Source organism: Erythrobacter sp. K21-9, from assembly GCF_055808355.1.
Genome location: NZ_CM147866.1, coordinates 2,061,338 through 2,085,379, shown reverse-complemented (window position 1 = coordinate 2,085,379; position 24,042 = coordinate 2,061,338). Strand labels below are relative to the sequence as shown.

The following is a 24,042-nucleotide window of genomic DNA, read 5'->3' as shown; positions in this document are numbered from 1 at the left end:
TTACCCCGCGCGCAAGGTCATGTCATCCGCCGCCGGGCGAATGTGGACCGATTGGCCGCGCGGGGCCCTCATGATCCTCAGGAGGGAGGCCGAGCGGGTCCGAGATGTTGCCCACTCGTTTGTCCCATTCGATGCGGTAAAGGTCGAAGCGCCGGTCATGCAGGTTCTGCACCGTGCCTTCCGCGCGCGCCCAGCTGAGGTCAGCCAGGTTCACATCGCTGATCGTGAGCGTTTCGACGTTCTCGCTGGCTTCGGCAGCGATGCCGTCGCGCGCAAACGGGAAGTCGCAAGGGGTGAGAATGCAACTTTGAGCGTACTGGATGTCCATGTTGGCGACGTTCGGCAGGTTGCCGACATTGCCCGACATGACGACGTAGCACTGGTTCTCGATTGCGCGGGCCTGCGCGCAATACCGCACCCGCATGTATCCCTGGCGGCTGTCAGTGCAGAACGGCACGAAGATGATGCGTGCGCCTTCATCGACCAAGCGGCGGGCGAGCTCCGGGAACTCGCTGTCATAGCAGATGAGCGCGCCGATGGGCCCGCAATCGGTCGGGATCGCATCGATGCTGTCACCGCCCTTGATGTTCCACCAATACGCTTCATTCGGGGTGGGGTGAATCTTCTCCTGCGCGTGGATCGATCCGTCGCGCAGGCAGACATAGGCGACGTTGTGGATGTCGCCATCGGGCATCCGGGTCGGGTGCGAACCACCGATGATGTTGATGTTGTAGCTGAGCGCCATCTCGGACAGGCGCTTGCGGATCTTTGGCGTGTATTCGCTCAGGCACTCGATGGATTGGAGCGGATTTAGCTCCTCGTCCTCGGCACTCAGCAGCATCAGCGTGAACAATTCGGGGAACACGATGAAGTCGCTTTCATAGTCCGCCGCGACATCGACGAAGTATTCCACCTGCTTCATGAACTCGCCGAAATCGGCGACCGCGCGGGCTTGAAGCTGGCAGGTCGCGATCCGCACGCTTTCCACGTCGCGCGGCAATCGGTGCTTGGGCGGGGAATCGATATCGACATAGGGATTGCGCCAGATCATGCGCACCGCAAACGCCTTCGACTGCTTGTCTTCAGGCAAGTAATCGCGAAGAATGCCGTGAGGCTCGAAACCGTTGGCAAGCTGGAAGCGCAGCACGGGATCGTGAATCTTGGTGTCGATGACCTTCTGGAGGTATTCCTCGGGCGTATCGGCGCGGTTGGTCTTGCGGCGCATCGCCTTGGCAAGGCCCGGCATCCGTCCGCCGAACACGATGCCTTTCAGGTCGAGCCTTTCAGCCAGCGCACGGCGTTCCTCGTAAAGCCTGCGCCCGAGCCGCGTTCCGCGCACACCGGGATCCACGCACATCTCGTACCCGTAGAGCCAGTCGCCGGTCGGATCGTGACGCGATCCGAACCCGTTGCCGGTCACCTCGTCCCAGGTGTGGTCACCAAGGGCGACATGCTCATCAAGCCGCATCGAAGCGCAATAGCCGACGATCTTGCCGTCAAGCTTCGCGATAAAGCACCCGTCAGCGTAGTTGTTGATCTGACCCCTGATCTCGCCCTGCGTGTAGGCGGGCAGGTCGGCATAGGCGCGGCGCACCAGGTCGCCGATGGCGCGCACGTCCTTGAGCTTGGCCTGGCGCACTTCGAGGCGGGCCCTGGTTTGCTTTGCGGGGCGGAGTGTTTCGGTCATGGGGTGAAACGTCCCTGTCCAGATGCAAAGGGCGACCTTCCCCGAGAGAAGGCCGCCCCTGTGTTACGCGGGTTTGAAGCGCTGGTTCCGATGGCGTCAGCTCCAGTTAGCCATCTCTTGTTCGAGGTTGTTGACGATGGATTCGAAGAACTGCTCGGTCGTTTGCCAATTCTGACCCGGACCGATCAGCAGCGCGAGATCCTTTGTCATCTGGCCGTTCTCGACCGTCTGGATACAGACCCGCTCGAGTGTCTCGGCGAACTTCACAACGTCAGGCGTATCGTCGAACTTGCCCCGGTACATCAGGCCGCGCGTCCATGCGAAGATCGACGCGATCGGATTGGTCGAGGTCGCCTTGCCCTGTTCGTGCTGCCGATAGTGGCGAGTGACGGTGCCGTGCGCGGCTTCCGCTTCGACGGTCTTGCCATCGGGCGTCATCAGCACCGAGGTCATCAGGCCGAGCGAGCCGAAGCCCTGCGCAACCGTATCCGACTGGACGTCGCCGTCATAATTCTTGCAGGCCCACACGAACTTACCGCTCCACTTGAGTGCAGAGGCGACCATATCGTCGATGAGGCGGTGTTCGTAGGTGATGCCGGCGGCATCGAACCGTTCCGCGAATTCCGCGTCGTAGACTTCCTCGAACAGGTCTTTGAAGCGCCCATCGTATTTTTTCATGATGGTGTTCTTGGTCGAGAGGTAGACCGGCCATTTCCGGTCGAGGCCGTAATTCATGCAGGCGCGCGCGAAGTCGCGGATGCTGTCGTCGAGGTTGTACATCGCCATTGCGACGCCCGAGGACTGGAATTCGTACACGTCGAGGTCGATCTTCTTGCCATCTTCGCCCTCAAACACGAGGCGCAGCTTGCCCGGCCCCGGGATCAGCGTGTCGGTCGCGCGGTACTGGTCGCCGAAGGCGTGACGGCCGACCACGATCGGGTCGGTCCAGCCCGGCACGAGGCGCGGGACGTTGTCGATGACGATCGGCTCGCGGAAGACCACGCCGCCAAGGATGTTGCGGATCGTGCCGTTGGGCGAGCGCCACATCTTCTTGAGGTCGAACTCTTCGACGCGCGCTTCGTCCGGGGTGATCGTGGCGCATTTCACACCCACGCCGTGCTGCTTGATCGCGTTGGCTGCATCGACGGTGATCTGGTCGTCGGTCTCGTCGCGTTTCTCGATCGACAGGTCGTAGTATTTGAGGTCGATATCGAGATAGGGCAGAATCAGGCGTTCGCGGATCCATTGCCAGATGATCTTGGTCATTTCGTCGCCATCAAGCTCGACGACCGGGTTTGCTACTTTGATTTTCTGCATGGCTAGCGCTTCATCCCTTCTGGACTTCGTGTTTCGATAGGATGTCTGTTGTGATCCCTCCCGCGCGCTCTAGCAGAGGCATCGCCGGGTGCAAGCGCCTCGGCTTTGCAAAGGGCCTATCTGCACAGGTGCCATGAGACACATGAGACAGTGTCCAGGGGAAGAAAAGCTGGCCCGGCGCGAGTGCCTTGTCGTGACAGCAGGAAAGTATGGCTCCGGCGCGGCTCATGCCGACATTTAAAGCATCCCGGGCCGATGTAGGAAAGCGCGGCACGCGGCCTAGAACGGCCAGAATTCCTCGACGAGAGCAGGCGGCGTTTCGAGCGCGATGCTTTCTTTGCGCGCGATGAAGGGTGTTTCGTGCACATGCAGCCCGTCAAGCGCGCAATCGAGCAGGAATTGGGCAAGGTCGGCGCGGCGCGTGCGCAGCGTTCCGGCTGGCAAGTCGGTCAGCGAAACCTCGAAATCCCCGGTGCGCTCCCGGTTGAGCAGCCAGCCGGGCCGTACTGCGGTCCAGTCGATATCGTCGCAGACGCGCAGCACCCGCTCCATCTCTCCCATCTGGCGGAAAATTCGGTCGAGCGGTGCGGTCGCGGCCTTGAACCACAGCGGCACGGTCGCATCGGGATCGGCGAAGGCGGCGGAAATCGTCACGTAGCGTTTCACCTTCGCCTCGCGCATGGCCTTCACGACGTTGACCGCGCCTTCGGTGTAAAGTGGGGGAGGGTTGATCAGCGTCTGCGGATCGCGCGGAAGGCCGACTGCCGAAATCACGCAGTCCACGCCGTCCATCAAGTCTGCCATGCCGCTGTCGAGCAGGTTTGCCGTGCGCGCCTCGAAACCGGGATGGTCGCAGAAATTGTCGGGAAAATCGCGCTCGGCTGCGCGCACCTTGTGCCCGCGCTCAAGCGCCTGGTCGAGAACCTTGCGCCCGGTATCGCCGGTCGCGCCGAATAGAAGTATTTGAGATGTCATGGCTCCCTAACGGACCGAGCCGGAGGAAGTGCCGAAATTCCCTTGCAAATACCGCAAGAGGCTTTGCGCAAAGGCGCGAAGCGTCTGCCCCGATCGCCGGATCAGGTCAGTGGTAAAGTCGATATCGAGGGGAAAACGATGGTGGGCGTAGGAAGAGTTGAACTTCCGACCCCTGCAATGTCAATACAGTGCTCTACCACTGAGCTATACGCCCAAGCCATCGGTTTTGCCGTTCAATTCCTGAACGGGAGCGGCCCATTAACGTGCCGCTGAAAAAGGTGCAAGCGTTAAGCGCACCCGAAATCCGATTGTAGCCGATCTGCGGTTCAATCTGAAGGTCAGGTCCAGAGACTGGCCTATTTAGAGACTGGCCTCACGCTGATCCTCGAACACGCGCTCTACCTCGAGCACGAGGTCGCGCAGGTGAAACGGTTTCGACAACACCTTGGCATGCGGCTGTTCGCGGCTGGCGCGCAGCGAAACGGCTGCAAAGCCGGTGATGAACATGACCTTCGTGCGCGGCGAGATTTCGGCGCAGCGCTGCGCCAGCTCGATCCCGTCCATTTCCGGCATCACGATATCCGACAGCAGCAGATCGAAATGCTCCGCCTCGAGCAGCGGTATCGCTTCGGTCCCGCGGTCGACCGAGAACACTTCGTAGCCAGCCTTGGTCAGTGCACGCTCAAGGTAAACGCGCATGGCTTCTTCATCCTCGGCCAGTAGGATTCGCGGAGTTGGATTCGCTGTCATGGCAATTTTCATAGCAGCTTGAGCTTAAGAAATCCTGTCAGAACGTGCGATTGATCGATTTTGAGACGGCCTCGCGATTTCTGCCGAAGCGGCGGGGTTAATTACCGCAAATACAAAGGCCTAATCGCGCGAACGTTCAGCTTGGATACGCCATCAAATTACAGCTTTGACAGGCCGCGCGAAAGCGGGCAGCAACCATTGTGCATGAGCAGTTCCACGCATCCCGGCGCATCAGAGCCATCATCGACGCGCCAGACCGCTGGCCGTTCGCTCCGCACGAGGAAAGGCGGAGCAGTGTCGGGCGAGGCGTCCAGCGGATTGTTCGGCCCGGCATTTACTCATGTCGCGCCCAAATCCATGCCGCTTCCGGTCTTGATCGCGGTGCCCCATGCGGGGCGGGTCTATCCCTCCGAAACGCTTGCCCAGATGCGCGATGCCGATCTTAGCCAATTGCGGCTGGAGGATCGCTATGTCGACCGGCTGGCGGTCGAAATTGCCAAGGCCACCGGCACCGGATTGATGGTTGCTCATGCCCCGCGCGCGATGATTGACCTCAACCGCGCTCACGACGATGTCGACTGGGAGATGATCGCGGGGCCGAGGCGCCGCGCGTCCAAACCGGTTCCGGCGCTTGCAGGGTCGAGATCACCGCGCTCGCAGCGGGCTGGGGCTGGTGCCGCGCCGCTTGCCGGGCTTCGGAGAAATCTGGCGCGACAAACTGCCGCGCGACGAGCTCGATCGGCGGGTCGACCGCATCCACAGGCCGTATCATACGTTTCTGGCGACGGAGCTTGAGCGAATACGGGCCGAATGGGGCGCGGCGCTGCTCGTTGACCTGCATTCGATGCCGCCTTTGCGCCGGCAGAACGGCCAGCAGGCTGCGCCGCAGATAGTCCTGGGTGATCGCTTTGGAGCGTCGTGTCAGAACAGCCTGATCGCGCGGTCATTCCGGTTCCTTGAACAACAGGGCTGCCCGGCGGCGCACAACCGCCCCTATTCCGGCGGCTATGTACTCGATCGTCATGCCGCGCCCTCGCGGGGCCTTCACGCCTTGCAGGTCGAGGTTTGCCGCGGGGCTTATCTCGATACGGATCTGTCCGAGCCGAGCGAGCAGCTGGAGCCACTGGCTAAGATGCTGGCGGGCCTGGTGCGAGAACTTGGCGCTGAAACCGCGCATCTCGGCGCGAAAGGGCAATTGGCGCAGGCGGTCGAATAGCTCACACCTGCTCGACGATACTAATGCAATCCATTGATTAACATGAAAAAACCACCTCGCGCGGCAAAGCGCACGAGGTGGCCAAGGTTCAGGGAGTGCTGCACCTCTCGGGCGCAGCCTGCAAGCGGCAGATGAGGGGGGTACGCCGCTTACAACCCTAAAATAAGATCGCGGCGGGGCGCCTTCAAGAGGTGCCCCGCCGCGAATTTTTTGTCACGTTCTGCGCCGCAAGTGCGCTGAACCAATTGAACGCCGCTTATCAGGCCGAAGCGTCGGCGTTCTCAGCCGGCGCGGGCACCTTGCCCTGTGCCGACTGACGCTCGAACACTGTCCGCATCAGGTTCAGCGAGAACAGGTGCGCGTGGATCAGCATGTTCATGCCGTTCTTGTTCAGCGCCTCGACCGATTCAGCTGGAAGTTCGCGCAGCTTGTTCTCATCGACCATCCGGAAGCCGCGATAGACGAACGGCTTGTCCGGCACATCGCTGCGGGTGATGGCGATTTCGCCGTCCATCAGGATGTCGAGCTTCTTCAGCTCTTCGAGAAACGCCTTGGTGCGCTGGCCCGATTCCTCGAACTTGCGGCAGAATTCGAGCACGTCCTTGGTGTACTGGGTCGGCTCGCCGCCGTCTTCGAACAGGACATTGCCTTCGTCACGCTTGCCCACGACGCCCGCGGACGGATCGAAGCAGAGCGACATGTCTTCGCTGTCCTGCTGCAGCTTGGCGAGCAGGAATGGATAGCGGCGGACATAGGCCGGGACGTAGACGCGGCTGATAAGCTTGCCATCGTCGCCGATGAAGGTGTTGACGCCCTCGTTGAGGCCCATCAGCGCGATCGGTAGCGGGTTGTCGCCAGCGGTGAACACGATCGGGTAGTCGCGCTGGGCATCGACGAATTCATCGACCGTCAGCGGGATTGCATGCGTTTCGGCGAGAAAGTCTGCATTCTCGAACGGACCGACCTTCCACTCGCCGTGATCGCGGCTGTTGAGAGGAAGCAAGTCTTTGTAAAACAGCGGAAGTTGCGGCTGCGGCGCGCTGGCCATGTAGTATCTCCGAAATATTCGAGTGAAATTGAATTGGGCGGCCGTCGGGAAGCCCGAACAGGCCGATCGCGCTGCGCTTTAGGCGCTTGAAGCCTGCGGTGCAAGCCGCGCTCGGTCAGCTGCTGCTGGCGGGCACCAGCTTGCCCGGATTGAGCAGGTCTTGCGGGTCGAGCGCCTGCTTCACCCGCCGCATCATGTCGAGCGCGACCGGATCGCCCAGCCGGCCCAGTTCGCCGACCTTCATCTGCCCGATGCCGTGCTCTGCGCTGATCGATCCGCCCCATTCGGTGACGAGGTCGTAGACCCTCGCGCTGATCGCCTTGCCGGGGCCATCCTCCCATTCGCCGGGTGTCGCTCCGGCGGGCGCGAGGATGTGGAAATGCACATTACCGTCACCCAGATGCCCGAAAGCGACGCCATGCGTACCTGGAAATGCGCTTTCGATATCTGGGATCGCAGCGAGGATGAATTCGGGCATTGCGTCGACGGGTACCGAGATATCGTGCTGCATCGCCGGGCCCAGTGCGCGCTCGGCAGCGGAGATCGAATCGCGCAAGAGCCAGAAGTCCTCCGACTGGCTCTCGCTCGATGCAATCACGGCGTCTTCGAGCAGGCCTGCGTCCATCGCGCTAGCCAGAACTGTTTCCAGCCGTTCGCGCAGCGCGGCGCTGTCGCCTTCGCTTGCGACGCATTCGACCAGCGCGTTCCAGCTATGGCGCTGCGACAGCGGCGAACGGGCATCGGGCAGGTGATCGAGCACGCTGTCGAGGCAATGGTCCGGCACCACTTCGAATCCCTCAAGAGCATCGCCCATGGCGCGCGTCACATGGCGCAGCAGAGTGCGGGCTCCCGTGATCGTCGGCAGGCCGATCCACGCAGTAGCCCGCGCCGATGCTGCGGGCAGGAGGCGCAAGGTCGCTGCCGTCACGATGCCGAGCGTTCCTTCCGATCCGATCAGCAATTGCTTGAGATCGAACCCGCGATTGTCCTTCTTGAGCGCGGTGAGGCCGCCGAACACGCTGCCATCGGCCAGCACCGCTTCCAGCCCCAGAACCTGCGCGCGCATCGTCCCGTGGCGCAGCACCTGCGTGCCGCCCGCATTGGTCGAGACGAGCCCGCCAATGGTCGCCGAACCCTTGCCGCCCAGCGTCAGGGGAAAGCGCATGTCCTGCGTCTCCACCGCCTCGTGCAGGGTCTGGAGGATCACACCCGCCTCGCACACGCACTGGCCTGCCTCGGCATCCATCGAACGGATCGCATTCATGCGCCGCAGCGACAGCAGGATCGCCTTGCCGCTGTCATCCGGCGTCGCTCCGCCTGCCATACCGCTATTGCCGCCCTGGGGCACAATCGGGATGCGGTGGTCGGCGCACAGCCGGACAAGCGCAGCCACCTCCTCAGTCGAGGCGGGCGAGGCGAGCGCTACCGCGCGCCCGGTATAGCGCCCGCGCCAGTCGGTGACCCACGGATCAAGCGCATCGGGATCGTCGGTAAACCCTTTCGGGCCAAGCAGGTCGCGCGCTTGGCCAAGGAAATTATCGCTTCGGGAGAGTGTCGTAGCCATTGTTGCGGCTATGCCACAGGCGGGCACTATTGTGCCAGTCAATTGCGGCGCACCGGCTCCCCAGTTAAGCCAGCGTTCAATCGTTCGCGCTAGGAAGGCCAGCGACCGTCTGCGACTGCGTCCCCGTACCGATACGTGCCGGACAGGAGGAATTTCTTAGCCCATGCCGAGCTTGCTGGCCCTAGCGACACCGCTTGCAATGCTGCTGACCGTGCTCGGTCAGGGCAGCGAGCTTGCAGGTGCGAGCGCGTTGGCCGGGGCGAGCGCTCATCCCGGCCCCGCCGTAGAAAAGCAGCAGCCAGAAACCGCGGCAAAGGGTATTCCGCTGCCGGCCCGCTATCCGACCGAGCCAACCTCGACCGCGCCGCTCGATGCATTTCGCGGAGGCCAGGTGCTTCGCCAGATCCGCATCGAAAGGCGAGTGATCGTGCGAATTTCCCCGCAGCAATCGCGCAATCGTAACGAGCTTCTCGCGCAATTGCCCCAGCGCGCGCTCAACACCCGCTACGAAGAGCGCGAGATGGACAAGTGCGTTGCGGTTGGCGGAATTTCCGGCGTTCAGACCGGGAGCGGCAGCCGCCTGCTGCTGTTCCTGCGCGATGCCCGCATCATCTCGGTCAATCTCGAGAAGGCGCGCCGCGCCCGCGATTTCTACTCCGGTTTTTATATCGAGAAGAACGATGACGGCAATCTCTGCATCGACCGTGACAAGCTGCAATCGCGCAGCGGTGCCAAATGCGAGGTCGAACGGATGCGCCAGCTCGTAGCGATCGAGAACTAGGCCGCGACCATCCCCCTTCGCAGCGACGCGCGTTTGCACGCGCGTTTTCTTGACTTTCCCGGCAATTTTGCGCAGAGGCGCTTCGCCTGTGGCGGTGTTTCGCGCATATGGCTGAAAACACGTGGCATCCCGATGATGCCCCTATCCGGACATTACCTTACGCATGACTTTCGCCGATCTCGGCCTTTCGCCCGAATTACTTAAAGCCGTAGAAGATGCGGGCTATACCGAGCCGACCGCCATCCAGGCCGACGCGATCCCCGCGGTCCTGATGATGAAGGACCTGATCGGCATCGCCCAGACGGGCACGGGTAAAACCGCCAGTTTCGTGCTGCCGATGATCGACGTTATGGCCGCTGGCCGCCGCCGCGCGCTGATGCCGCGCTCGCTGATCCTTGAGCCCACGCGCGAACTCGCTGCGCAGGTGGCCGAGAACTTTGAAAAATACGGCAAGAACCACGACCTGAAAATGGCGCTGCTTATTGGCGGCGTGCAGATGGGCGACCAGTTGAAGACGCTGAATGAAGGCGTCGACGTTTTGATCGCGACACCGGGCCGCCTGATGGACCTGTTCGAACGGGGCAAGATCCTGCTTAATGGCTGCGAGCTGCTGGTGATCGACGAGGCGGATCGGATGCTCGACATGGGCTTCATCCCCGATATCGAGTTTATCTGCGACAAGTTGCCCGAAACGCGCCAGACCATGCTGTTTTCGGCAACCATGCCGCCGCCGATCGAGAAACTGGCGAAGAAATTCCTGAACAATCCCAAGCGGATCGAGACGACCCGCGCCGCCTCGACCAACAAGGATATCACCGCATTCAAGGTGCCGGTGAAGGCGCGCCAGAAGCGCGACACCCTCAAGTGGCTGCTGCAAAACGATCAGGTCGAAACCGCGATCATCTTTGCCAACCGCAAGACGACCGTGCGCGAACTCAACAAGCAATTGCAGCGCGATGGTTTTCGCAGCAGTGAAATCCACGGCGATATGGATCAGTCATCGCGCCTCAAGGAACTCGAAAGGTTCAAGGCGGGCGATGTCAACATCCTCGTCGCCTCCGACGTCGCTGCGCGCGGGCTCGATATCAAGGGCGTGAGCCACGTCTTCAATTTCGATACGCCGTGGCATCCGGACGATTATGTCCACCGCATTGGCCGTACCGGCAGGGCAGGGGCCAAGGGCCGCGCCTTTACGCTGGTCGCCGATGAAGACGCCGAAGCTATCGAGAATGTCGAGAAGCTGACCGGCAACAAGATCGACGTCTTCGGAAAGGATGACGTTCGGGTCGAGCTGGCGGGTACATCTGCGAAGAAAGCGGACGACAAAGACCAGCCTGCCGAGGAAAAGAAGAGCCGCAGCCGCCGGAAGAAAAGCGACGATACGGACAGCGATCCAGCCCGTGATGAGGCTCAGGCAGAACCAAAGCGCGAACGCGCTCCTCGCAAGAGCAAGTCGGACGTTCAGCCCCAGCGAGAAAGCAAGCCGCGCTCACCCCGCAAGGGACGCGACCGCGATCAGGACGATGAGCCGGTCGCGCAGGGCGAGTGGAACGGCCCCAAGCCGGGCTTTCTGGATGTAGGTTTCAAAGGCTAGGGACGGATTATTCGCTGCCGGTAATCTTGGCCGCGACCTCCTCGATCGTGCCGGTCACGAGCAACGGGTTTCCGCCCATCATGCCGACATTGGTTTGACCGTTCTCGCCGGTCCGCAGCCAAGCAACATTCTGCGCGGCAACAAGGTAATTACCACCGCGCGATTCCAGCAATACGAATTTCATAGACCTAGCTCCCTGCGCGAATTGCGCTTGAGAGAGTGTAGTCATGGTTGGGTTAATTTTTGCGCACGGCAGTGGCACCATTCCGATGAGCGGCTCAGTTCAGGCGGCATCGTGAAGGCGAGAAAGAAAGTTCCGCTTCGCCATTTCGATCAGCAGTTCGAAAGGCGGATCACCCACTACACGCGCGGCTTCTTGTGCGGCCAGCCAGACCTCACGGTTCCGGATCGCATCAAGCCACTCGTGGCCCTTCCAGGTGATCCCGAAGATCTGGACCACTTTAGTGACACGGCTTCTGTTGGAACTGCTGTGAAGGCATTCGCAAGCGATCAATCCGGCCTCGTCCATCAGCGCGAGGTGCGAGTTGATCTGATCGACGGAATGGTGGTCGATCACGAAGTCTTCGAGCGACATGGGCCGACCATCCGGCTTCGTTTCGATCGCCAACAGCAATTTGCGGATGAGGTCTTTATCTCGATTCATCGATGATCTTCCTAGAGGCGAACCGGGGACTTGCCCTGCCTTGATGAACATCGACCGGAGCTTTCTCTCAGGTAATCACCTTAACGAAGCTGTCGATCACACGCTTCGTACCGTGATCCTCGAACTCGATTTCCAGCTTGTTGCCTTCCTGATCGGTGACGCAGCCGGTGCCGAATTTGTCGTGGTGGACCATTGCGCCGATAGCGATGTCGCTGCGGGGCTTTGCGGCGAAGCTGGCGGCTGAGCGGTACCGGGTTCGCGCAGGCGCTGCTGCTTCGTTTCATAACCGGTGGCGACCGCGCGTTGCCAGCCGGGGCCGCGCGACTGAGCGCGGTCAGGGCGGTCGCGGGCGACGTGTGCGAAGGGATCGTCGTTTTCGCTCCAGTTCGCCTGCCACAGGCTTTTACCGCCGGTCATGGTGGTTTCCTGCTCGATATGCTCCTCGGGTAATTCCTCGATGAAGCGGGAGGGGATCGAGCTGATCCACTGGCCGTAAATGCGCCGGTTCGCGGCGTGCAGGATCGTGCAGCGGCGTTTCGCGCGCGTGATTGCGACATAGGCGAGGCGGCGTTCTTCCTCGAGGCTGGCGAGCCCGCCTTCGTCGATAGCCCGCTGCGAGGGGAACACGCCTTCCTCCCACCCGACGCAGAAAACATTGTCGAATTCGAGGCCCTTGGCGGCGTGGATCGTCATGATCGTGACGGTCTCTTCCTCGTCGCCGCGATCATTGTCCATTACCAGGCTGACATGTTCGAGGAAGTCGCCGAGCGTCTCGTATTCTTCCATCGCGCGCGCCAGTTCGGAGAGGTTCTCCGCGCGGCCCGCGCTTTCGGAGCTGCGATCATTGGCGAGCATGTCGTTATAGCCGGTTTCTTCCAGGACGAGCCGCAGCAAGTCGGACGGGGTCATGGTCTCGGCCGCTTCACGCCAGCCGAGGAATTGCCGCATCAGTCCGCCGATCGTGTTCGCCGCGCGCTTGGGCAATTCGTCGCTATCGGCCAGCTCAAGCGAGGCGGCGGCGAGGGGTAGCCCAGTGCGCCGCGCATGCTGATGCATCTTTTCGAGCGTCTTTGCGCCGAGCCCGCGCTTGGGCTGGTTGTAGATACGTTCGAAGGCAAGATCGTCCTGCGGCTGCGCGATTACCCGGAGATAAGCGAGTGCATCGCGGATCTCGGCGCGCTCGTAAAAGCGGAAACCCCCGATTATCCGGTAATTGACCCCGATCTGAATGAAGCGATCCTCGAATTCGCGCGTCTGGTATTGCGCGCGCACGAGGATCGCGACCTGGTCGAGGCTGGCGCCTTCGCCCTCCAGCCGCTCGATCTCTTCGCCGACCCGCCGCGCTTCTTCGGGCGCGTCCCACACGCCGATGACCTTGACCTTGTCGCCGCCGTTGGCATCGGTCCAGAGCGATTTTTCGTGCCGCTCGGAATTTGCCCGGATCAGCCCTGACGCTGCGCCGAGAATGTGCGGTGTCGAGCGGTAATTCTGCTCCAACCGAACGACATGCGCGCCGGGAAAGTCCTTCTCGAAGCGCAGGATATTGGCGACCTCGGCCCCGCGCCATGAATAGATCGACTGGTCGTCATCGCCGACCACACAGATATTCTTGTGCGCCTGCGCGAGCAGCCGCAGCCAAAGATACTGGACCGCGTTGGTGTCCTGGTATTCGTCGACGAGGATGTAGCGAAAGCGCCGCTGATAATCTTCCAGCACATCGGTGTGCTTCCTGAAGATATTCAACATGTGCAGCAGCAGGTCGCCGAAATCGCACGCATTCAGCGCCTTCAGGCGGTCCTGATAAAGGCGGTACATCGCCTGACCGCGACCATTGGCGTAGCTTTCGTTCTCAACTGCGTCGAGATCCTCGGGATTGAGCCCGCGGTTTTTCCAGCGGTCGATCAATCCGGCAAGCTGGCGCGCGGGCCAGCGCTTTTCGTCGAGATCGCTATCGGCAATCAGCTGCTTGAGCAGCCGCAGCTGATCGTCAGTGTCGATAATCGTGTAATTGCTTTGCAGGCCGACCAGCTCTGCATGGCGGCGCAGCATCTTGGCGCAAATCGAGTGGAAAGTGCCGAGCCACGGTATCCCCTCCGACTGCACGCCGAGATGGCCTGCCACCCGCTCACGCATCTCGCGCGCGGCCTTGTTCGTGAAGGTCACGCAAAGGATCTGGCTGGGATAGGCGCGGCGCGTGGCCACAAGGTGCGCGAGGCGCGCGGTCAGCGCCGCAGTCTTGCCCGTGCCGGCGCCCGCCAGCATCAGCACCGGTCCCTCGGTGGTCAGCACGGCTTGTTGCTGCGGCAAGTTCAGGCGCGCGGCGTAAGGCGGGATGCTGGCATCATCGGCGGATGGGGAGGGGACGATATCAGTCATGGAAGTCAGACGAACAAGTAGGGAACGCTGACATGCTCCGCAAGCGCTCAGGCGCGCTTATCGACTGGTCGATGATGATGCACGGTTCGTCTGGCGCATCCAGTTTTTCGGAACCGAAACGCGGGTTTCTTCATTGATTTTCCAAACGGACACAGAATAGAAAGTTGAAAAACATGAAGAATCTCATCGCATCTGCAATTACTGCCGCCTCGCTCGCAACCTTGGGCGTCGCCGCACCAACGCTCGCCCAGAACGACAAAACCACGATGAACGACGGTTCGACCAAGGCCGAAACGCCGGTGATCGTCGAGCGCAACAACAAGGGCAAAGCGACCAAGGTCCGCATTTCGGGCAAGGTCTACGATGTCTGCATGAACGGCAATCAGGACGCCTGCATCAACCCGCGCGCCGCCGGTCTGAACTGGGGCAACCGCCCGCTCGATTACTGGCCGGGCAAGCCTGCCAGCAAGATGGACTGATCCATCGCAAGGCATAACGACCTGAATGAATTTGGATGAGGGCGGCTTTTGCCGCCCTTTTTCGTGCGCGGAAAGACTTGACGCGCAATGATATTTTTCGGCCCGTCCGATTTTGCTAACGGCTCTCGCCCGGCTGTGCGGCGGGTGAGGCATCTGCCTTCGGCGGCTCTATCCGCAGCCGACAAATGCTCTCATACAAGAATCACCGAAACGGAGGGGATATCCCGTTTCGGCTTAATACGAAGAAGCCGCGTTCGTCTCGCTTGGAATAATTCTTGAGGAGAATTCCATGCGAAGATCACATTACTATCTTGCCGGAGTAGCGCTGGCGACATTTGGCCTGATAGTGGCCGCCCCCGGAACAGCGCAGGAAGAAGCGCCGCCGCCCGGTGAGGCACCGATCGACCAGGTTGCGCCAGAGGCTCCTCCACCGACGCCTTCGATGTCAGCAGATCAGCAAGCCGAATATGATGCATGGCCGCCCGAGCAGCAGGTCGGCTACGACGCATGGCCTCCCGCGACGCAGGAGTATTACTGGTCGCTCGAGCCGGATCAGCAAATGCTGTTCTGGCGGCTGACCGACGAGGACAAGATTGCCATAACGGCGATGACCGGGCCTGAACGCGATGCGGCCTGGGACATGATCAAAAACAGCGCGAACCAGAGCGGCGATGCCGCCGATGCAATGCCCCCACCTCCTCCGGACGGCTGACAAAAGACAGCAACTTCAGCTGCCAATGACGGGAGGTCCTTCGGGCGCAGCGTCCGGGTCGGTCATGCGAAGCAAGGTCAACTTGCCCTTACCGACCCGGCGTTCTGATTGGATCCTCAAACCGCTTACATCGACATTCTCATCCGCAGCAGTCTCCACTGCCATCCACGTGGCCGGGCCGATCCAGCCTAGCCGCTTCAACCGGTCGAGCGCCACTGCGCCTGCGCCGGTCTGGTAAGGCGGATCCAGCAGCAACAGGTCATACGGTTCGCGCGCCGCGCGCAGGTGCATGACGGACATCGACTCAACTTCGGTTCGCGAGCGCGCATCGAACGTGGCTATGTTCGCGCGGATAGTGTCGAGCGCCGCGCGGTCGTGCTCGACGAACAGGCAATGCGCCGCCCCGCGCGACAACGCTTCAAGCCCGAGCGCGCCTGCCCCAGCAAACAGGTCCGCGATGCGCAAATCCTCGAAACTGCCGAGCCTGCTGGTGAGCATCGAGAACAACGTCTCGCGGGTGCGGTCCGCAGTTGGCCGGGTCGCGTCGCCTTTGGGTGCAGACAATTTCCGTCCGCGCCATTCTCCTGCAATTATTCTCACGAACGTTGCGCTCGCTTCATGGAGCTGACGAGATCGGTCGAGGTCGCCCTTGCGAATGCGGCTGGCTTGCCCGCGCGGAAGCTCGCCAAGCTGGAACGGGCCATAAGCGGTGCGGATGAGGCGGTTCACCTTGAGACCGAGATGTTCGAGCACCCGGCGCACCTCGCGGTTCTTGCCTTCGGTGATTGTCATCTCGATCCACTGATTGCGTCCGGATGCGCGCTCCATGTTGGCGTCGATCGATCCGTAGCGCGCGCCGTCGATCTCTATGCCTTCGATCAGCGCCTCGAGCTGTTCCTGCGACACTTCGCCAAACGCGCGTGCGCGGTAGGTGCGCGGGATGGCTGTTGCGGGCAGTTCCATTTGCCGTTTCAGCCCGCCATCATTGGTGAGCAGCAAGAGCCCTTCTGTATTGAGGTCGAGCCTACCAATAGGCATCAGGCGCGGCGTGTCCTTGGGCAGGGCATTCACAAGCGCGGCATAGATCGTCGGGCGACCGGCCATGTCACGTTCTGCTGTGATGAGGCCTGTGGGCTTGTGAAAGGCGTATAGCTGCGTCGGTTCCGGCCCGGCGACCGGTTTGCCATCGACGCTCACGCCCTTGAGGCTGGTGAGGAAAGTCGCGGGCGTTTCTACCGGCTTGCCGTCGATGGTGATACGGCCGTCGGCGATCATGCGCTCGATCTCGCGGCGGCTGGCTACACCTGCGCGCGCGAGCAGCTTTGCGATACGGTCGCCCTCAGGGCGGTCGTCGGATTGTTTCGGGTTGGTTGGCATTATGGGCGCCGCCTAGGCGCTCAACCTGTTTCCCGCAAGAAATCCTGCACCGTCTCGTCGAATCGCGCGATCCCGCCTTCGAGCGTTCCGAGCGTGATTTCGCTCACCGCGCCGCTTTCGAGACCTTGCTGGCCAAGTTCTGCTGCACGAAAATCCTCGCTCGCAAACACCCCGCCATCGAGCAAGGTCCAGCTGCGCTCCCAGTGGTCGCGCGCCTTGTCCGACGAGGGAACTTCGGGGATCAGCATGAAGTCTTCTACCAGCGTCAGGTCGTGTGCCTGCGGCATCAGAACCATGACATTGATGTAGTCGGGGGAGGGGACGATGATCGTTGCCGGCAGCAATTGGTAGGCGAACGTCACGACCCGCCGCAGTGCCTCCATATCGGTGAAATCGACACCCTCGACCTCTTCGAGCCTGCCGACGGCCGAGCGCATGTGCGGGCCGACGCTGTCGCCGCTTGTGATCCCGTCCTTGAAGAACGGTCCGATCGTGTTCGAATGCAGGCGCGTGACGTGATAGCTTTCGAGGAAGGCATCCATGATGAGCTTCCAATTGCCTTTGACTGTATGGGTCTTGCGCCGAAAAAGGTGGCTGCGGTCCATCCCGAATGCGCTGAAATCCGCACCCAAGGTCTCGGCATCGGCAAAGTCCGCGCTCTCTTTCGGCGAAAACCAGATGAGCCCGCCCGCCTCGCAGCTGGGAAGTTCCTTGAGACCATACTGGCTCTTATCGAGATCGGGGAAGGTTTCTGGGCGGGGAAGGCCGACCAGCCCGCCATCGAGGTTGTAGGTCCACGCGTGATAGGGGCAGACCAGTTTCGCGGCGCATTGCACGTCCTCGCCCTCGACCAGGCGCGTGCCGCGGTGCTGGCAGACATTGAGGAACACGTGCGCCTTGCCCGCCTTGTCGCGCGTGATCAGCAGCGGGCGGCCCGTCGTATCGTGCGGCACGGCCATGCCGGGCTCGGGCAGCAGGGCCGAGGGGCACAGCACCTGCGGCAGGCGGTCGAAGAGCGCGGATTTCTCCGCCTCGAAATGCGCAGGGTCGGTATAGCGGCTTGCCGGGACCGTATCGATCCGGTCGGTTTCGCGCACGATACCGGTGCGGATGTTCTCTGCCAGCGCCAGTTGCCCGTCTGTCGGGCGCAGCTTTTCGGCACTATTGGCAGTCTGATCTGTTGATGGCGTTGTGGGCGCGTTCATCGCAGCGTTCCTATTCCTCTCATCCGCAGCTAGTGTTGCAGAAAATTGGACGCGCTGAAAGGTCGTGAATGTCGCAGGCGAAAGCAGAGAAACCGGGATGGGCAGAAGTCGCGCGGGCGATGAGGCAGCCGAAGACCGGGTATATGGCGCTGTTCGGGTTTGCCAGTGGCCTGCCGTTCTCGCTGTTTTTGGGTACGCTTTACGCGTGGCTGAGCGAGGCCGAGGTCGATCTGGAGACGATGGGCGTCTTCTCGCTCATCGGTCTGGCCTACGCGTTCCAGTTCATCTGGTCGCCGCTCGTCGACAAGGTCGATATCCCCGCCTTCCGCCGCCTGGGTAAGCGTAAGCAGTGGATCGTGCCGATGCAGCTGATCCTTGGCGCGATCCTTGTAACGCTTAGTGTATTGGAGCCAAAGTCGCAGCTTGGGTGGTTCTCGCTGCTGGCAGGGATCGGCGCGCTTGCAAGTGCGACGCAGGATATAGCCATCAACGCATGGCGCATCGACGTCGCCGACGAAAAGGCGACCCTCGATATCCTCTCGACTGTCACCCAAATGGGATTTCGGCTCGCCGCGCTTGTAGGCGGCGCATTCGGCCTGATCCTCGCTGCGCGCATCGGCTGGCCGGAAACCTACATGCTGATGGGAGCGATCATGCTTGCCATTGGTGCAGCGGGTTTGTTCGCGCCTGACACACAGCGCGAAGCGGCAACCACCATCGGCCCGAGTGCAGAGGATTTCGCCGAATTCTACAAAGCGGGCGAAGTCCGCTCCGACGTGCGCAACAAGTTCCTGTGGCAGGTGATCGCGCTGTGGGGATGGGCGCTGCTCATCCTCGGCATATTCATGGTGCGCGCGCTCGGCGGGTATGTCCCGATGTTGCCGGTTTACGAATTCGCCGTGCTTGGAAGCGAACGCGTGCTCGATTTCAACTGGGTGCTCGGCATGTTCCCCCTCGGCCCCGAAGGGCGCCCCGATCCTACCGAATTCACCGCCAAGATGGGTCCGCTCATCATCGCGGCCACGATCATCCTGCCTGCAATTATCGCCGCGCGCCTGCACAAGCGCAAGAAAGACGGACGCGACGTTATCGCCGTGGGCGAAGACACGAGCGCCATGAGCTTTGGCGCGCTCGACCACCTTTACCGCGCGCTGCTGGTTCCGCTAGTGGAGTTCGTAGGACGGCTCGGGTGGAGCCTTGTCCTGATCCTCGCGCTGGTGCTTACCTACCGCATTTGCGACGCGATCTGGGGCACGTTCGCCTATCCGTTCTATCTCGGTGAATTGAACTACACCAATGACGAGGTTGCTTTCGCCTCCAAATTCTTTGGCGTCGGTGCGATCATCGCCGGGCTGGCGCTAGGCGGATATATGCTGACGGTTCTGGGCCGAATGCTGACACTGACCATAGGCGCACTGCTCGCTGCGCTCACCAACCTGCTTTACGCCGACCTCGCGATTGGCGGGATGTACATGCAGGCGGCGAGCGACGCGGTGGGATTCAGCGCTCTCATCAACTTCATCGCGCCGTTCGGGTCCGAGGGACTGCCGCGCCTCACCTTCACGATCATGTTCGAAAACCTGGCAATCGGCATTGCGGGCGCAGCCTATATCGCGTGGCTGTCCTCCATCGTGTCGAAGAAATATGCCGCCGTGCAATATGCGCTGCTGTCCTCGCTGACATTGCTGATCGGGACACTCGGACGCGGCGCGCTGGGCGAGATGATCGAGGATCAAGGCTATTTCTATGTCTTCGTGCTCACCACCTTCATCGGGCTGGTAGCCGTGGCGCTGTGCCTCGCCGAATGGATGCGCGAGAGCAAGTTCGGAGCGAAATCGGGCGTGGTCACGCCAGAGCCGGCCGCACAGCCAGCCGAATAATCAGTCGGGGATTTCGTCGTTGAGCCGCAGCGCTTCGCCCGCGAGATACAGCGAGCCTGCGATGAGGATCGGGATGCCGTCGGAGGAGACATTGAGAAGCGCGTTTTCGAGATCGGGAGCAGGCTTCGCGCCTGAACCGAAGGCTTCCGCAGGATGCGCATCGTGGCCCGGAACCGGGACGATCGTAAGGCTGCACACCCGGTCCCCGAGCGGATCAAGCAGCGCGCGCGGGTCCTTGTTGTCGAGCATCCCCATGACGAGATGAAGCGGACCGGTAAGGCTCTCGGCGATGGCGCGCCCCGCGCTCGGGTTGTGTCCCCCGTCGAGCCACATCGCTGCGCCGGGGACGAGGCCCGTCAGCGGGCCTGCGGCGAGGCGGTGCAACCGTCCGGGCCAGTGAGCCTTGCCAAGACCTTCCCGCATCGCCTGCTCGCTCACTTCAATACGGTTCTGATGCTCGATCATCGCCAGCGCCAGCCCGGCATTGAGGTACTGATGCCGCCCTGGAATGCCGAGCACCGGCAGCGCAACGCGCCGGGTATCATCGCGATATTCGCCGCCTTCATGAAGGTCGATTGACCAACTCTCGCCGAAGGGAAAAAGCAGCGCGCCCGCTTTATCGGCAACTTCGGCAATGGCCTCGCGCGCGCCGGCAGGATAGGCGGTGCCGAGCGTCGCCATGGGCACACCCTGTTTGGCTATCCCTGCCTTCTCGAATGCGATCCGCGCCATCGGTTCCTCCGGCACGCCATCCTCTGGGGCCAGCAGGAAGCGCTCGTGATCGATGCCCAAAGCTGCGATCCCGCAGGCGGCCAGCACATCAGGCTCAAGTACGTTCGTCGCATCGAGCCTTCCGCCCAGACCCACCTCGACCACGCAGACATCGGCAGGCACACGTGCGAATTCGGTGAAGGCGGCGGCGATGGTTATTTCGAAAAAGCTGCAGTCCAGTCCCTCGGCGGCATCGAACACTTGTTCGAGCAGCTTGGCGAGCCGCGCGTCTTCGATCAGTTCGCCCGCGACCCGAAACCGCTCATTATACCGCACCAGATGCGGCGAGGTGGTCACATGGACGCTGTGCCCTTCGGCCTCCAGCACCGCGCGCAGAAACGCGCAGGTGGAGCCTTTACCGTTGGTCCCGGCGACATGGAACACCGGCGGAAGGCGCTTGTGCGGATCGCGCAGCCGCGAGAGCAGCTTGTGGATCGCATCAAGCCCCAGCGTGTCGCGCTGGATGCTAAGGCCGCTCAGCCGATCCAGCTGCGCCTGAACACGCGGATCGTCGGATTTGCCCCTGTCTCTCATGGCGAGGACTTGCGGCTGTTCAGGCCGCGGCCTTTGGCTGGAGGTAATCGATCACGCTGCCGAGCGTCTCCTTGAGCTCGCTGCGGTGGACGACCATGTCGACCATGCCGTGCTTGTGCAGGTATTCGGCGCGCTGGAAGCCTTCGGGAAGCTGCTCGCGAGATCGTGTCCTGGATCACGCGCTGGCCCGCAAAGCCGATCAGCGCATCGGGTTCTGCAATATGCACATCGCCTAGCATCGCATAGCTGGCCGTCACGCCGCCAGTGGTCGGGTCTGTGAGCACCACGATATAAGGCAGACCAGCAGCCTTCAGGCGCCGCGTCATCACGGTAGCGCGCGGCATTTGCATGAGGCTCAAAATGCCCTCCTGCATCCGCGCACCGCCCGCTGCGGTGACGACGATGTAAGGGTATTTGCGAGCGATCGCGCGCTCGGCCCCGGCGCAGAACGCCATGCCGACCGCCATACCCATCGATCCTCCCATGAAGCCGAAATCCTGCACGCCGACCACTGCCGGACGTCCGTCGATCGCGCCCGATCCGACGCTGAAGGCGTCGTCATGCGGGTTATTGGCGCGCGCGGCTTTCAGGCGGTCGGTGTATTTCTTGGAATCCTTGAACTTCAGCGGGTCTTCGGTGACCTGCGGTTGCGGCAGCAGGTCAAACCCCTCGTCGAGCAGCAAGGCGAGGCGCTCATCGGCGCTGATCCGTCCGTGATGCTCGCACCGCGGGCAAACATGCAGATTGTCCTCGTATTCCTGCACGAAGAGCATTTCCTGGCAGGACTTGCACTTGATCCAGAGGTCTTTTTCCGAGGTCTTCTTTTCCTCGCCAAAGCCGAGCGAATTGCGGACACGGGTGAACCAGTTCATTGTTTGTAATTCCTCAGGAGCGCGCGCTTGCGATGGCGCTGACCATTGCTGTTGTCAGCTCTTTTAGCTTGGCCGGGGCCTCGTTGCCAAATTCCGCGACAAGGTCGATGAAAGCCGATCCGACTACAACGCCGTCAGCGACACGTGCGATTTCGGCTGCCTGCTCGGGAGTGCGCACGCCAAAGCCGACCGCTACCGGCAGGTCGGTCGATTGCTTGATACGAGCGACATTCTCTTCGATCGATGCGGCGGCGGCCTGCTGCTTGCCCGTGATGCCGGCGACCGAGACATAATAGACGAAGCCCTCCGACCCAGCGAGCACCTGTGGCAAGCGCGCGGCGTCGGTTGTAGGTGTGGCGAGGCGGATGGGGGCAATGCCTTCCGCGCGCAGGGCAGGGCCGAGCGCATCGTCTTCCTCTGGCGGAATATCGACGCAGATAACGCCATCGACGCCCGCACCGCGCGCGTGCTCGGCAAACCATTGAGGCCCGCGCCGGATCATCGGGTTGGCATAGCCCATCAGCACCAGCGGCACGTCGGGATGCCGAGCGCGAAATTCATTCGCCATCAGGAGGACGGCCTGCGTGGTAGTCCCTGCGCCAAGACTGCGCAGATTCGCCGCCTGAATCGCCGGTCCATCGGCCATCGGATCGGTGAAGGGCATGCCCAATTCGATCACATCGGCACCGCCCGCGACCAGCGAATCGAGATTGGCCGCCGTGTCGCCATCGCCAGCAGTGATGAAGGCAACGAAGGCTGGGTGGGGCTTGGCAAAGGCAGAATCGATGCGCTTCACACCACTTCTTCCCAATTGAGCGGAGATGCCTTTTGCAACTTTGTGCCGCACCACGGGCAGAATCTTATCGAGATTACTCCGCCTCCAGCTTCGTTAAGAATAATGAGGCCGTAGCTCCCATCTTGATCACTTTGATGGATCATACAGTCTGGGCAGTCGAAACGATCTGAGTGCTGCACGCAAGTGGATTCAGCATGATACTGCATCATGTCGCAGCAGTGCTTGCTCACATCTCCACTCCCAGCTTTTCAGCCACGGTGAAGATGTCCTTGTCGCCGCGTCCGCAGAGATTCATCAGGATGATCTCGTCTTCGCTCATCTGCCTCGCGCGGTCGGCCACCGCAGCAATCGCATGTGACGGCTCAAGCGCGGGGATGATGCCCTCGGTGCGGCACAGCAGCTGGAAGCCTTCGAGCGCTTCTTCGTCGGTGACGGCGGTGTATTCCACGCGGCCCGACTCTTTCAGCCATGCGTGCTCGGGGCCGATACCGGGATAATCGAGACCTGCACTGATCGAGTGGCCTTCGGTGATCTGTCCGTCTTCATCCTGCAAGAGATAGGTCTTGTTGCCGTGGAGCGCGCCGGGCGCGCCGCCGAGCAGGCTTGCCGGCGTGCTCATCGCCGTCCAGGCCGTATCCCGCCGCTTCGACGCCGAGCATTTTGACATCTGCATCGTCTAGGAACGGGTGGAACAGGCCCAACGCGTTTGATCCGCCGCCGATACAGGCGATCAACAGGTCGGGCAGGCGGCCCACCCGATCAAGCATTTGCGCGCGTGCTTCGGTACCGATCACGCTCTGGAAGTTGCGCACCATCTCCGGATAGGGATGCGGGCCAGCGGTACGTACCGATGATGTAAAACGTGTCGTGCACGTTCGCGACCCAATCGCGTAGCCCTTCGTTCATGGCGTCTTTTAGTGTTGCGCCGCCGCTGTGGACGGGGACCACTTCCGCGCCAAGCAGCTTCATGCGAAAGACATTGGGCGATTGCCGCTTCACGTCCTCTGCGCCCATATAGATCACGCAGGGCAGGCCAAAGCGCGCGCAAACGGTTGCGGTGGCAACGCCGTGCTGACCGGCACCGGTTTCCGCGATGATGCGGGTCTTGCCCATGCGTTTCGCGAGCAGGATTTGACCGATGCAATTGTTGATCTTGTGCGCGCCGGTGTGGTTGAGCTCGTCGCGCTTGAACCATACCTGTGCGCCGCCCAATGCCTCTGTAAGTCGCTCGGCAAAATACAGCGGGGAGGGCCGGCCCACATAATGCTTCATCAGGTCGTCGAATTCCGCCGCGAACGCGGGATCGGCCTGCGCGGCGCGATATTCACGCTCCAGATCGAGGATCAGTGGCATCAGCGTTTCAGCAACATAGCGCCCGCCATAATCGCCGAAGTGGCCGCGCTCATCTGGCTGCGTGCGGAAGGAATTGGGTGAGTTCATAAAG

At 61.7% G+C, this 24,042-nt stretch carries 21 protein-coding genes, 1 tRNA gene and 4 pseudogenes; 7 read left to right on the top strand and 19 right to left on the bottom strand.

The genetic code is table 11. From position 1 onward, the window contains the following. Nucleotides 1–22: 22 nt before the first annotated feature. From AC0L39_RS10600 to AC0L39_RS10575, 6 genes are all read right to left on the bottom strand, one after another. Nucleotides 23–1,687, bottom strand: coding sequence for a GNAT family N-acetyltransferase (locus tag AC0L39_RS10600; protein ID WP_473257735.1), 1,665 nt, complete (start codon nucleotides 1,685–1,687; stop codon nucleotides 23–25). A gap of 96 nt (nucleotides 1,688–1,783) precedes the next feature. Next, nucleotides 1,784–3,004 carry an NADP-dependent isocitrate dehydrogenase gene (locus AC0L39_RS10595; RefSeq protein WP_473257733.1) on the bottom strand — a complete coding sequence of 407 codons (1,221 nt, stop codon included), beginning with the start codon at nucleotides 3,002–3,004 and terminating at the stop codon, nucleotides 1,784–1,786. A gap of 279 nt (nucleotides 3,005–3,283) precedes the next feature. Then, nucleotides 3,284–3,979, bottom strand: a complete 696-nt coding sequence (locus tag AC0L39_RS10590) for an NAD(P)-dependent oxidoreductase (RefSeq protein ID WP_473257731.1) — start codon at nucleotides 3,977–3,979, stop codon at nucleotides 3,284–3,286. Between the two features lie 139 nt (nucleotides 3,980–4,118). Next, nucleotides 4,119–4,193: transfer RNA gene (locus AC0L39_RS10585), tRNA-Val, on the bottom strand. Nucleotides 4,194–4,339: 146 nt separating this feature from the next. Then, nucleotides 4,340–4,729, bottom strand: coding sequence for a cell cycle two-component system response regulator CpdR (cpdR, locus tag AC0L39_RS10580; protein ID WP_473257730.1), 390 nt, complete (start codon nucleotides 4,727–4,729; stop codon nucleotides 4,340–4,342). 240 nt (nucleotides 4,730–4,969) lie between these two features. Further along, complete coding sequence (locus tag AC0L39_RS10575; RefSeq protein ID WP_473262482.1) at nucleotides 4,970–5,260, bottom strand: hypothetical protein; 291 nt, start codon at nucleotides 5,258–5,260, stop codon at nucleotides 4,970–4,972. On the opposite strand from AC0L39_RS10575, the gene AC0L39_RS10570 reads away from it, so the two are divergent. Next, the gene (locus AC0L39_RS10570; RefSeq protein WP_473262354.1) at nucleotides 5,156–5,524 is read left to right on the top strand and encodes an N-formylglutamate amidohydrolase; all 369 of its coding nucleotides are present in this window, start codon (nucleotides 5,156–5,158) and stop codon (nucleotides 5,522–5,524) included. The genes AC0L39_RS10575 and AC0L39_RS10570 overlap by 105 nt on opposite strands. Further along, on the top strand, nucleotides 5,415–5,945 hold the full coding sequence (locus tag AC0L39_RS10565) for an N-formylglutamate amidohydrolase (protein WP_473257729.1): 531 nt from the start codon (nucleotides 5,415–5,417) through the stop codon (nucleotides 5,943–5,945). The genes AC0L39_RS10570 and AC0L39_RS10565 overlap by 110 nt, the downstream gene beginning before the upstream one ends. 259 nt (nucleotides 5,946–6,204) lie before the next feature. Here AC0L39_RS10565 and AC0L39_RS10560 read toward each other — a convergent pair whose 3' ends face one another. After that, a complete protein-coding gene (locus AC0L39_RS10560) occupies nucleotides 6,205–6,993 on the bottom strand; it encodes a SapC family protein (RefSeq protein WP_473257727.1) in 789 nt (262 codons plus the stop codon). 115 nt (nucleotides 6,994–7,108) lie between these two features. Then, complete coding sequence (locus tag AC0L39_RS10555; protein ID WP_473257725.1) at nucleotides 7,109–8,557, bottom strand: FAD-binding oxidoreductase; 1,449 nt, start codon at nucleotides 8,555–8,557, stop codon at nucleotides 7,109–7,111. A 163-nt stretch (nucleotides 8,558–8,720) separates the two neighbouring features. Here AC0L39_RS10555 and AC0L39_RS10550 point away from each other — a divergent pair, with 163 nt between their 5' ends. Both AC0L39_RS10550 and AC0L39_RS10545 read left to right on the top strand, forming a co-directional pair. After that, nucleotides 8,721–9,338 carry a hypothetical protein gene (locus AC0L39_RS10550; RefSeq protein WP_473257723.1) on the top strand — a complete coding sequence of 206 codons (618 nt, stop codon included), beginning with the start codon at nucleotides 8,721–8,723 and terminating at the stop codon, nucleotides 9,336–9,338. A gap of 163 nt (nucleotides 9,339–9,501) precedes the next feature. Then, nucleotides 9,502–10,932 (top strand): DEAD/DEAH box helicase, encoded by a 1,431-nt coding sequence (locus tag AC0L39_RS10545; RefSeq protein ID WP_473257721.1) that lies wholly within the window; start codon nucleotides 9,502–9,504, stop codon nucleotides 10,930–10,932. Between the two features lie 7 nt (nucleotides 10,933–10,939). Here the strand turns inward: AC0L39_RS10545 and AC0L39_RS10540 are convergent, their stop codons facing one another. From AC0L39_RS10540 to AC0L39_RS10530, 3 genes and pseudogenes are all read right to left on the bottom strand, one after another. Continuing rightward, nucleotides 10,940–11,116, bottom strand: coding sequence for a hypothetical protein (locus tag AC0L39_RS10540; RefSeq protein WP_473257719.1), 177 nt, complete (start codon nucleotides 11,114–11,116; stop codon nucleotides 10,940–10,942). Between the two features lie 99 nt (nucleotides 11,117–11,215). Next, on the bottom strand, nucleotides 11,216–11,647 hold the full coding sequence (locus AC0L39_RS10535; RefSeq protein WP_473257717.1) for a DUF2513 domain-containing protein: 432 nt from the start codon (nucleotides 11,645–11,647) through the stop codon (nucleotides 11,216–11,218). A 16-nt stretch (nucleotides 11,648–11,663) separates the two neighbouring features. Beyond that, nucleotides 11,664–13,972: pseudogene (locus AC0L39_RS10530) on the bottom strand (ATP-dependent helicase). A gap of 173 nt (nucleotides 13,973–14,145) precedes the next feature. Between AC0L39_RS10530 and AC0L39_RS10525 the strand changes: the two are divergent. Both AC0L39_RS10525 and AC0L39_RS10520 read left to right on the top strand, forming a co-directional pair. Continuing rightward, entirely contained in the window at nucleotides 14,146–14,451 is a 306-nt protein-coding gene (locus tag AC0L39_RS10525) for a hypothetical protein (protein ID WP_473257716.1), read from the top strand. A 289-nt stretch (nucleotides 14,452–14,740) separates the two neighbouring features. Further along, nucleotides 14,741–15,163, top strand: a complete 423-nt coding sequence (locus AC0L39_RS10520; protein ID WP_473257714.1) for a hypothetical protein — start codon at nucleotides 14,741–14,743, stop codon at nucleotides 15,161–15,163. Nucleotides 15,164–15,178: 15 nt separating this feature from the next. Here the strand turns inward: AC0L39_RS10520 and rsmD are convergent, their stop codons facing one another. The 3 genes and pseudogenes from rsmD to AC0L39_RS10505 all read right to left on the bottom strand — a co-directional run bounded on the left by rsmD (nucleotide 15,179) and on the right by AC0L39_RS10505 (nucleotide 17,745). Beyond that, nucleotides 15,179–15,763: a 16S rRNA (guanine(966)-N(2))-methyltransferase RsmD gene (rsmD, locus tag AC0L39_RS10515; RefSeq protein WP_473262352.1), complete on the bottom strand. Its 585-nt coding sequence runs from the start codon at nucleotides 15,761–15,763 to the stop codon at nucleotides 15,179–15,181. A 27-nt stretch (nucleotides 15,764–15,790) separates the two neighbouring features. Continuing rightward, nucleotides 15,791–16,540: pseudogene (locus tag AC0L39_RS10510) on the bottom strand (pseudouridine synthase); the annotation flags it as partial. A gap of 20 nt (nucleotides 16,541–16,560) precedes the next feature. Continuing rightward, complete coding sequence (locus AC0L39_RS10505; protein WP_473257712.1) at nucleotides 16,561–17,745, bottom strand: aromatic ring-hydroxylating oxygenase subunit alpha; 1,185 nt, start codon at nucleotides 17,743–17,745, stop codon at nucleotides 16,561–16,563. A gap of 68 nt (nucleotides 17,746–17,813) precedes the next feature. Between AC0L39_RS10505 and AC0L39_RS10500 the strand changes: the two genes are divergently transcribed. Then, a complete protein-coding gene (locus AC0L39_RS10500; protein ID WP_473257711.1) occupies nucleotides 17,814–19,625 on the top strand; it encodes an AmpG family muropeptide MFS transporter in 1,812 nt (603 codons plus the stop codon). Here the strand turns inward: AC0L39_RS10500 and AC0L39_RS10495 are convergent, their stop codons facing one another. From AC0L39_RS10495 to trpB, 5 genes and pseudogenes are all read right to left on the bottom strand, one after another. After that, complete coding sequence (locus AC0L39_RS10495; RefSeq protein ID WP_473257708.1) at nucleotides 19,626–20,930, bottom strand: bifunctional folylpolyglutamate synthase/dihydrofolate synthase; 1,305 nt, start codon at nucleotides 20,928–20,930, stop codon at nucleotides 19,626–19,628. Nucleotides 20,931–20,949: 19 nt separating this feature from the next. Further along, a pseudogene (gene accD / locus AC0L39_RS10490) lies at nucleotides 20,950–21,802 on the bottom strand (acetyl-CoA carboxylase, carboxyltransferase subunit beta). 13 nt (nucleotides 21,803–21,815) lie between these two features. After that, nucleotides 21,816–22,598, bottom strand: coding sequence for a tryptophan synthase subunit alpha (trpA, locus tag AC0L39_RS10485; protein WP_473257707.1), 783 nt, complete (start codon nucleotides 22,596–22,598; stop codon nucleotides 21,816–21,818). Further along, nucleotides 22,595–22,804 carry a DUF6980 family protein gene (locus AC0L39_RS10480; protein WP_473262350.1) on the bottom strand — a complete coding sequence of 70 codons (210 nt, stop codon included), beginning with the start codon at nucleotides 22,802–22,804 and terminating at the stop codon, nucleotides 22,595–22,597. Before AC0L39_RS10480 ends, trpA begins: the two co-directional genes overlap by 4 nt. A gap of 20 nt (nucleotides 22,805–22,824) precedes the next feature. Then, nucleotides 22,825–24,038 (bottom strand): annotated as a pseudogene (trpB, locus tag AC0L39_RS10475) (tryptophan synthase subunit beta). Between the last annotated feature and the right edge of the window lie 4 nt (nucleotides 24,039–24,042).

What these genes read in the sequence shown, in the direction of transcription:
- AC0L39_RS10505 (WP_473257712.1), bottom strand. Translation starts at nt 17,745, where the DNA reads ATGAACGCGCCCACAACGCCATCAACAGATCAGACTGCCAATAGTGCC.
- AC0L39_RS10595 (WP_473257733.1), bottom strand. Translation starts at nt 3,004, where the DNA reads ATGCAGAAAATCAAAGTAGCAAACCCGGTCGTCGAGCTTGATGGCGAC.
- AC0L39_RS10545 (WP_473257721.1), top strand. Translation starts at nt 9,502, where the DNA reads ATGACTTTCGCCGATCTCGGCCTTTCGCCCGAATTACTTAAAGCCGTA.
- AC0L39_RS10555 (WP_473257725.1), bottom strand. Translation starts at nt 8,557, where the DNA reads ATGGCTACGACACTCTCCCGAAGCGATAATTTCCTTGGCCAAGCGCGC.
- AC0L39_RS10600 (WP_473257735.1), bottom strand. Translation starts at nt 1,687, where the DNA reads ATGACCGAAACACTCCGCCCCGCAAAGCAAACCAGGGCCCGCCTCGAA.
- AC0L39_RS10500 (WP_473257711.1), top strand. Translation starts at nt 17,814, where the DNA reads ATGTCGCAGGCGAAAGCAGAGAAACCGGGATGGGCAGAAGTCGCGCGG.
- AC0L39_RS10550 (WP_473257723.1), top strand. Translation starts at nt 8,721, where the DNA reads ATGCCGAGCTTGCTGGCCCTAGCGACACCGCTTGCAATGCTGCTGACC.
- AC0L39_RS10540 (WP_473257719.1), bottom strand. Translation starts at nt 11,116, where the DNA reads ATGAAATTCGTATTGCTGGAATCGCGCGGTGGTAATTACCTTGTTGCC.
- AC0L39_RS10520 (WP_473257714.1), top strand. Translation starts at nt 14,741, where the DNA reads ATGCGAAGATCACATTACTATCTTGCCGGAGTAGCGCTGGCGACATTT.
- AC0L39_RS10480 (WP_473262350.1), bottom strand. Translation starts at nt 22,804, where the DNA reads ATGCAGTATCATGCTGAATCCACTTGCGTGCAGCACTCAGATCGTTTC.
- AC0L39_RS10525 (WP_473257716.1), top strand. Translation starts at nt 14,146, where the DNA reads ATGAAGAATCTCATCGCATCTGCAATTACTGCCGCCTCGCTCGCAACC.
- AC0L39_RS10495 (WP_473257708.1), bottom strand. Translation starts at nt 20,930, where the DNA reads ATGAGAGACAGGGGCAAATCCGACGATCCGCGTGTTCAGGCGCAGCTG.
- AC0L39_RS10575 (WP_473262482.1), bottom strand. Translation starts at nt 5,260, where the DNA reads ATGAGCAACCATCAATCCGGTGCCGGTGGCCTTGGCAATTTCGACCGC.
- AC0L39_RS10570 (WP_473262354.1), top strand. Translation starts at nt 5,156, where the DNA reads ATGCGCGATGCCGATCTTAGCCAATTGCGGCTGGAGGATCGCTATGTC.
- cpdR (WP_473257730.1), bottom strand. Translation starts at nt 4,729, where the DNA reads ATGACAGCGAATCCAACTCCGCGAATCCTACTGGCCGAGGATGAAGAA.
- AC0L39_RS10560 (WP_473257727.1), bottom strand. Translation starts at nt 6,993, where the DNA reads ATGGCCAGCGCGCCGCAGCCGCAACTTCCGCTGTTTTACAAAGACTTG.
- AC0L39_RS10535 (WP_473257717.1), bottom strand. Translation starts at nt 11,647, where the DNA reads ATGTTCATCAAGGCAGGGCAAGTCCCCGGTTCGCCTCTAGGAAGATCA.
- AC0L39_RS10590 (WP_473257731.1), bottom strand. Translation starts at nt 3,979, where the DNA reads ATGACATCTCAAATACTTCTATTCGGCGCGACCGGCGATACCGGGCGC.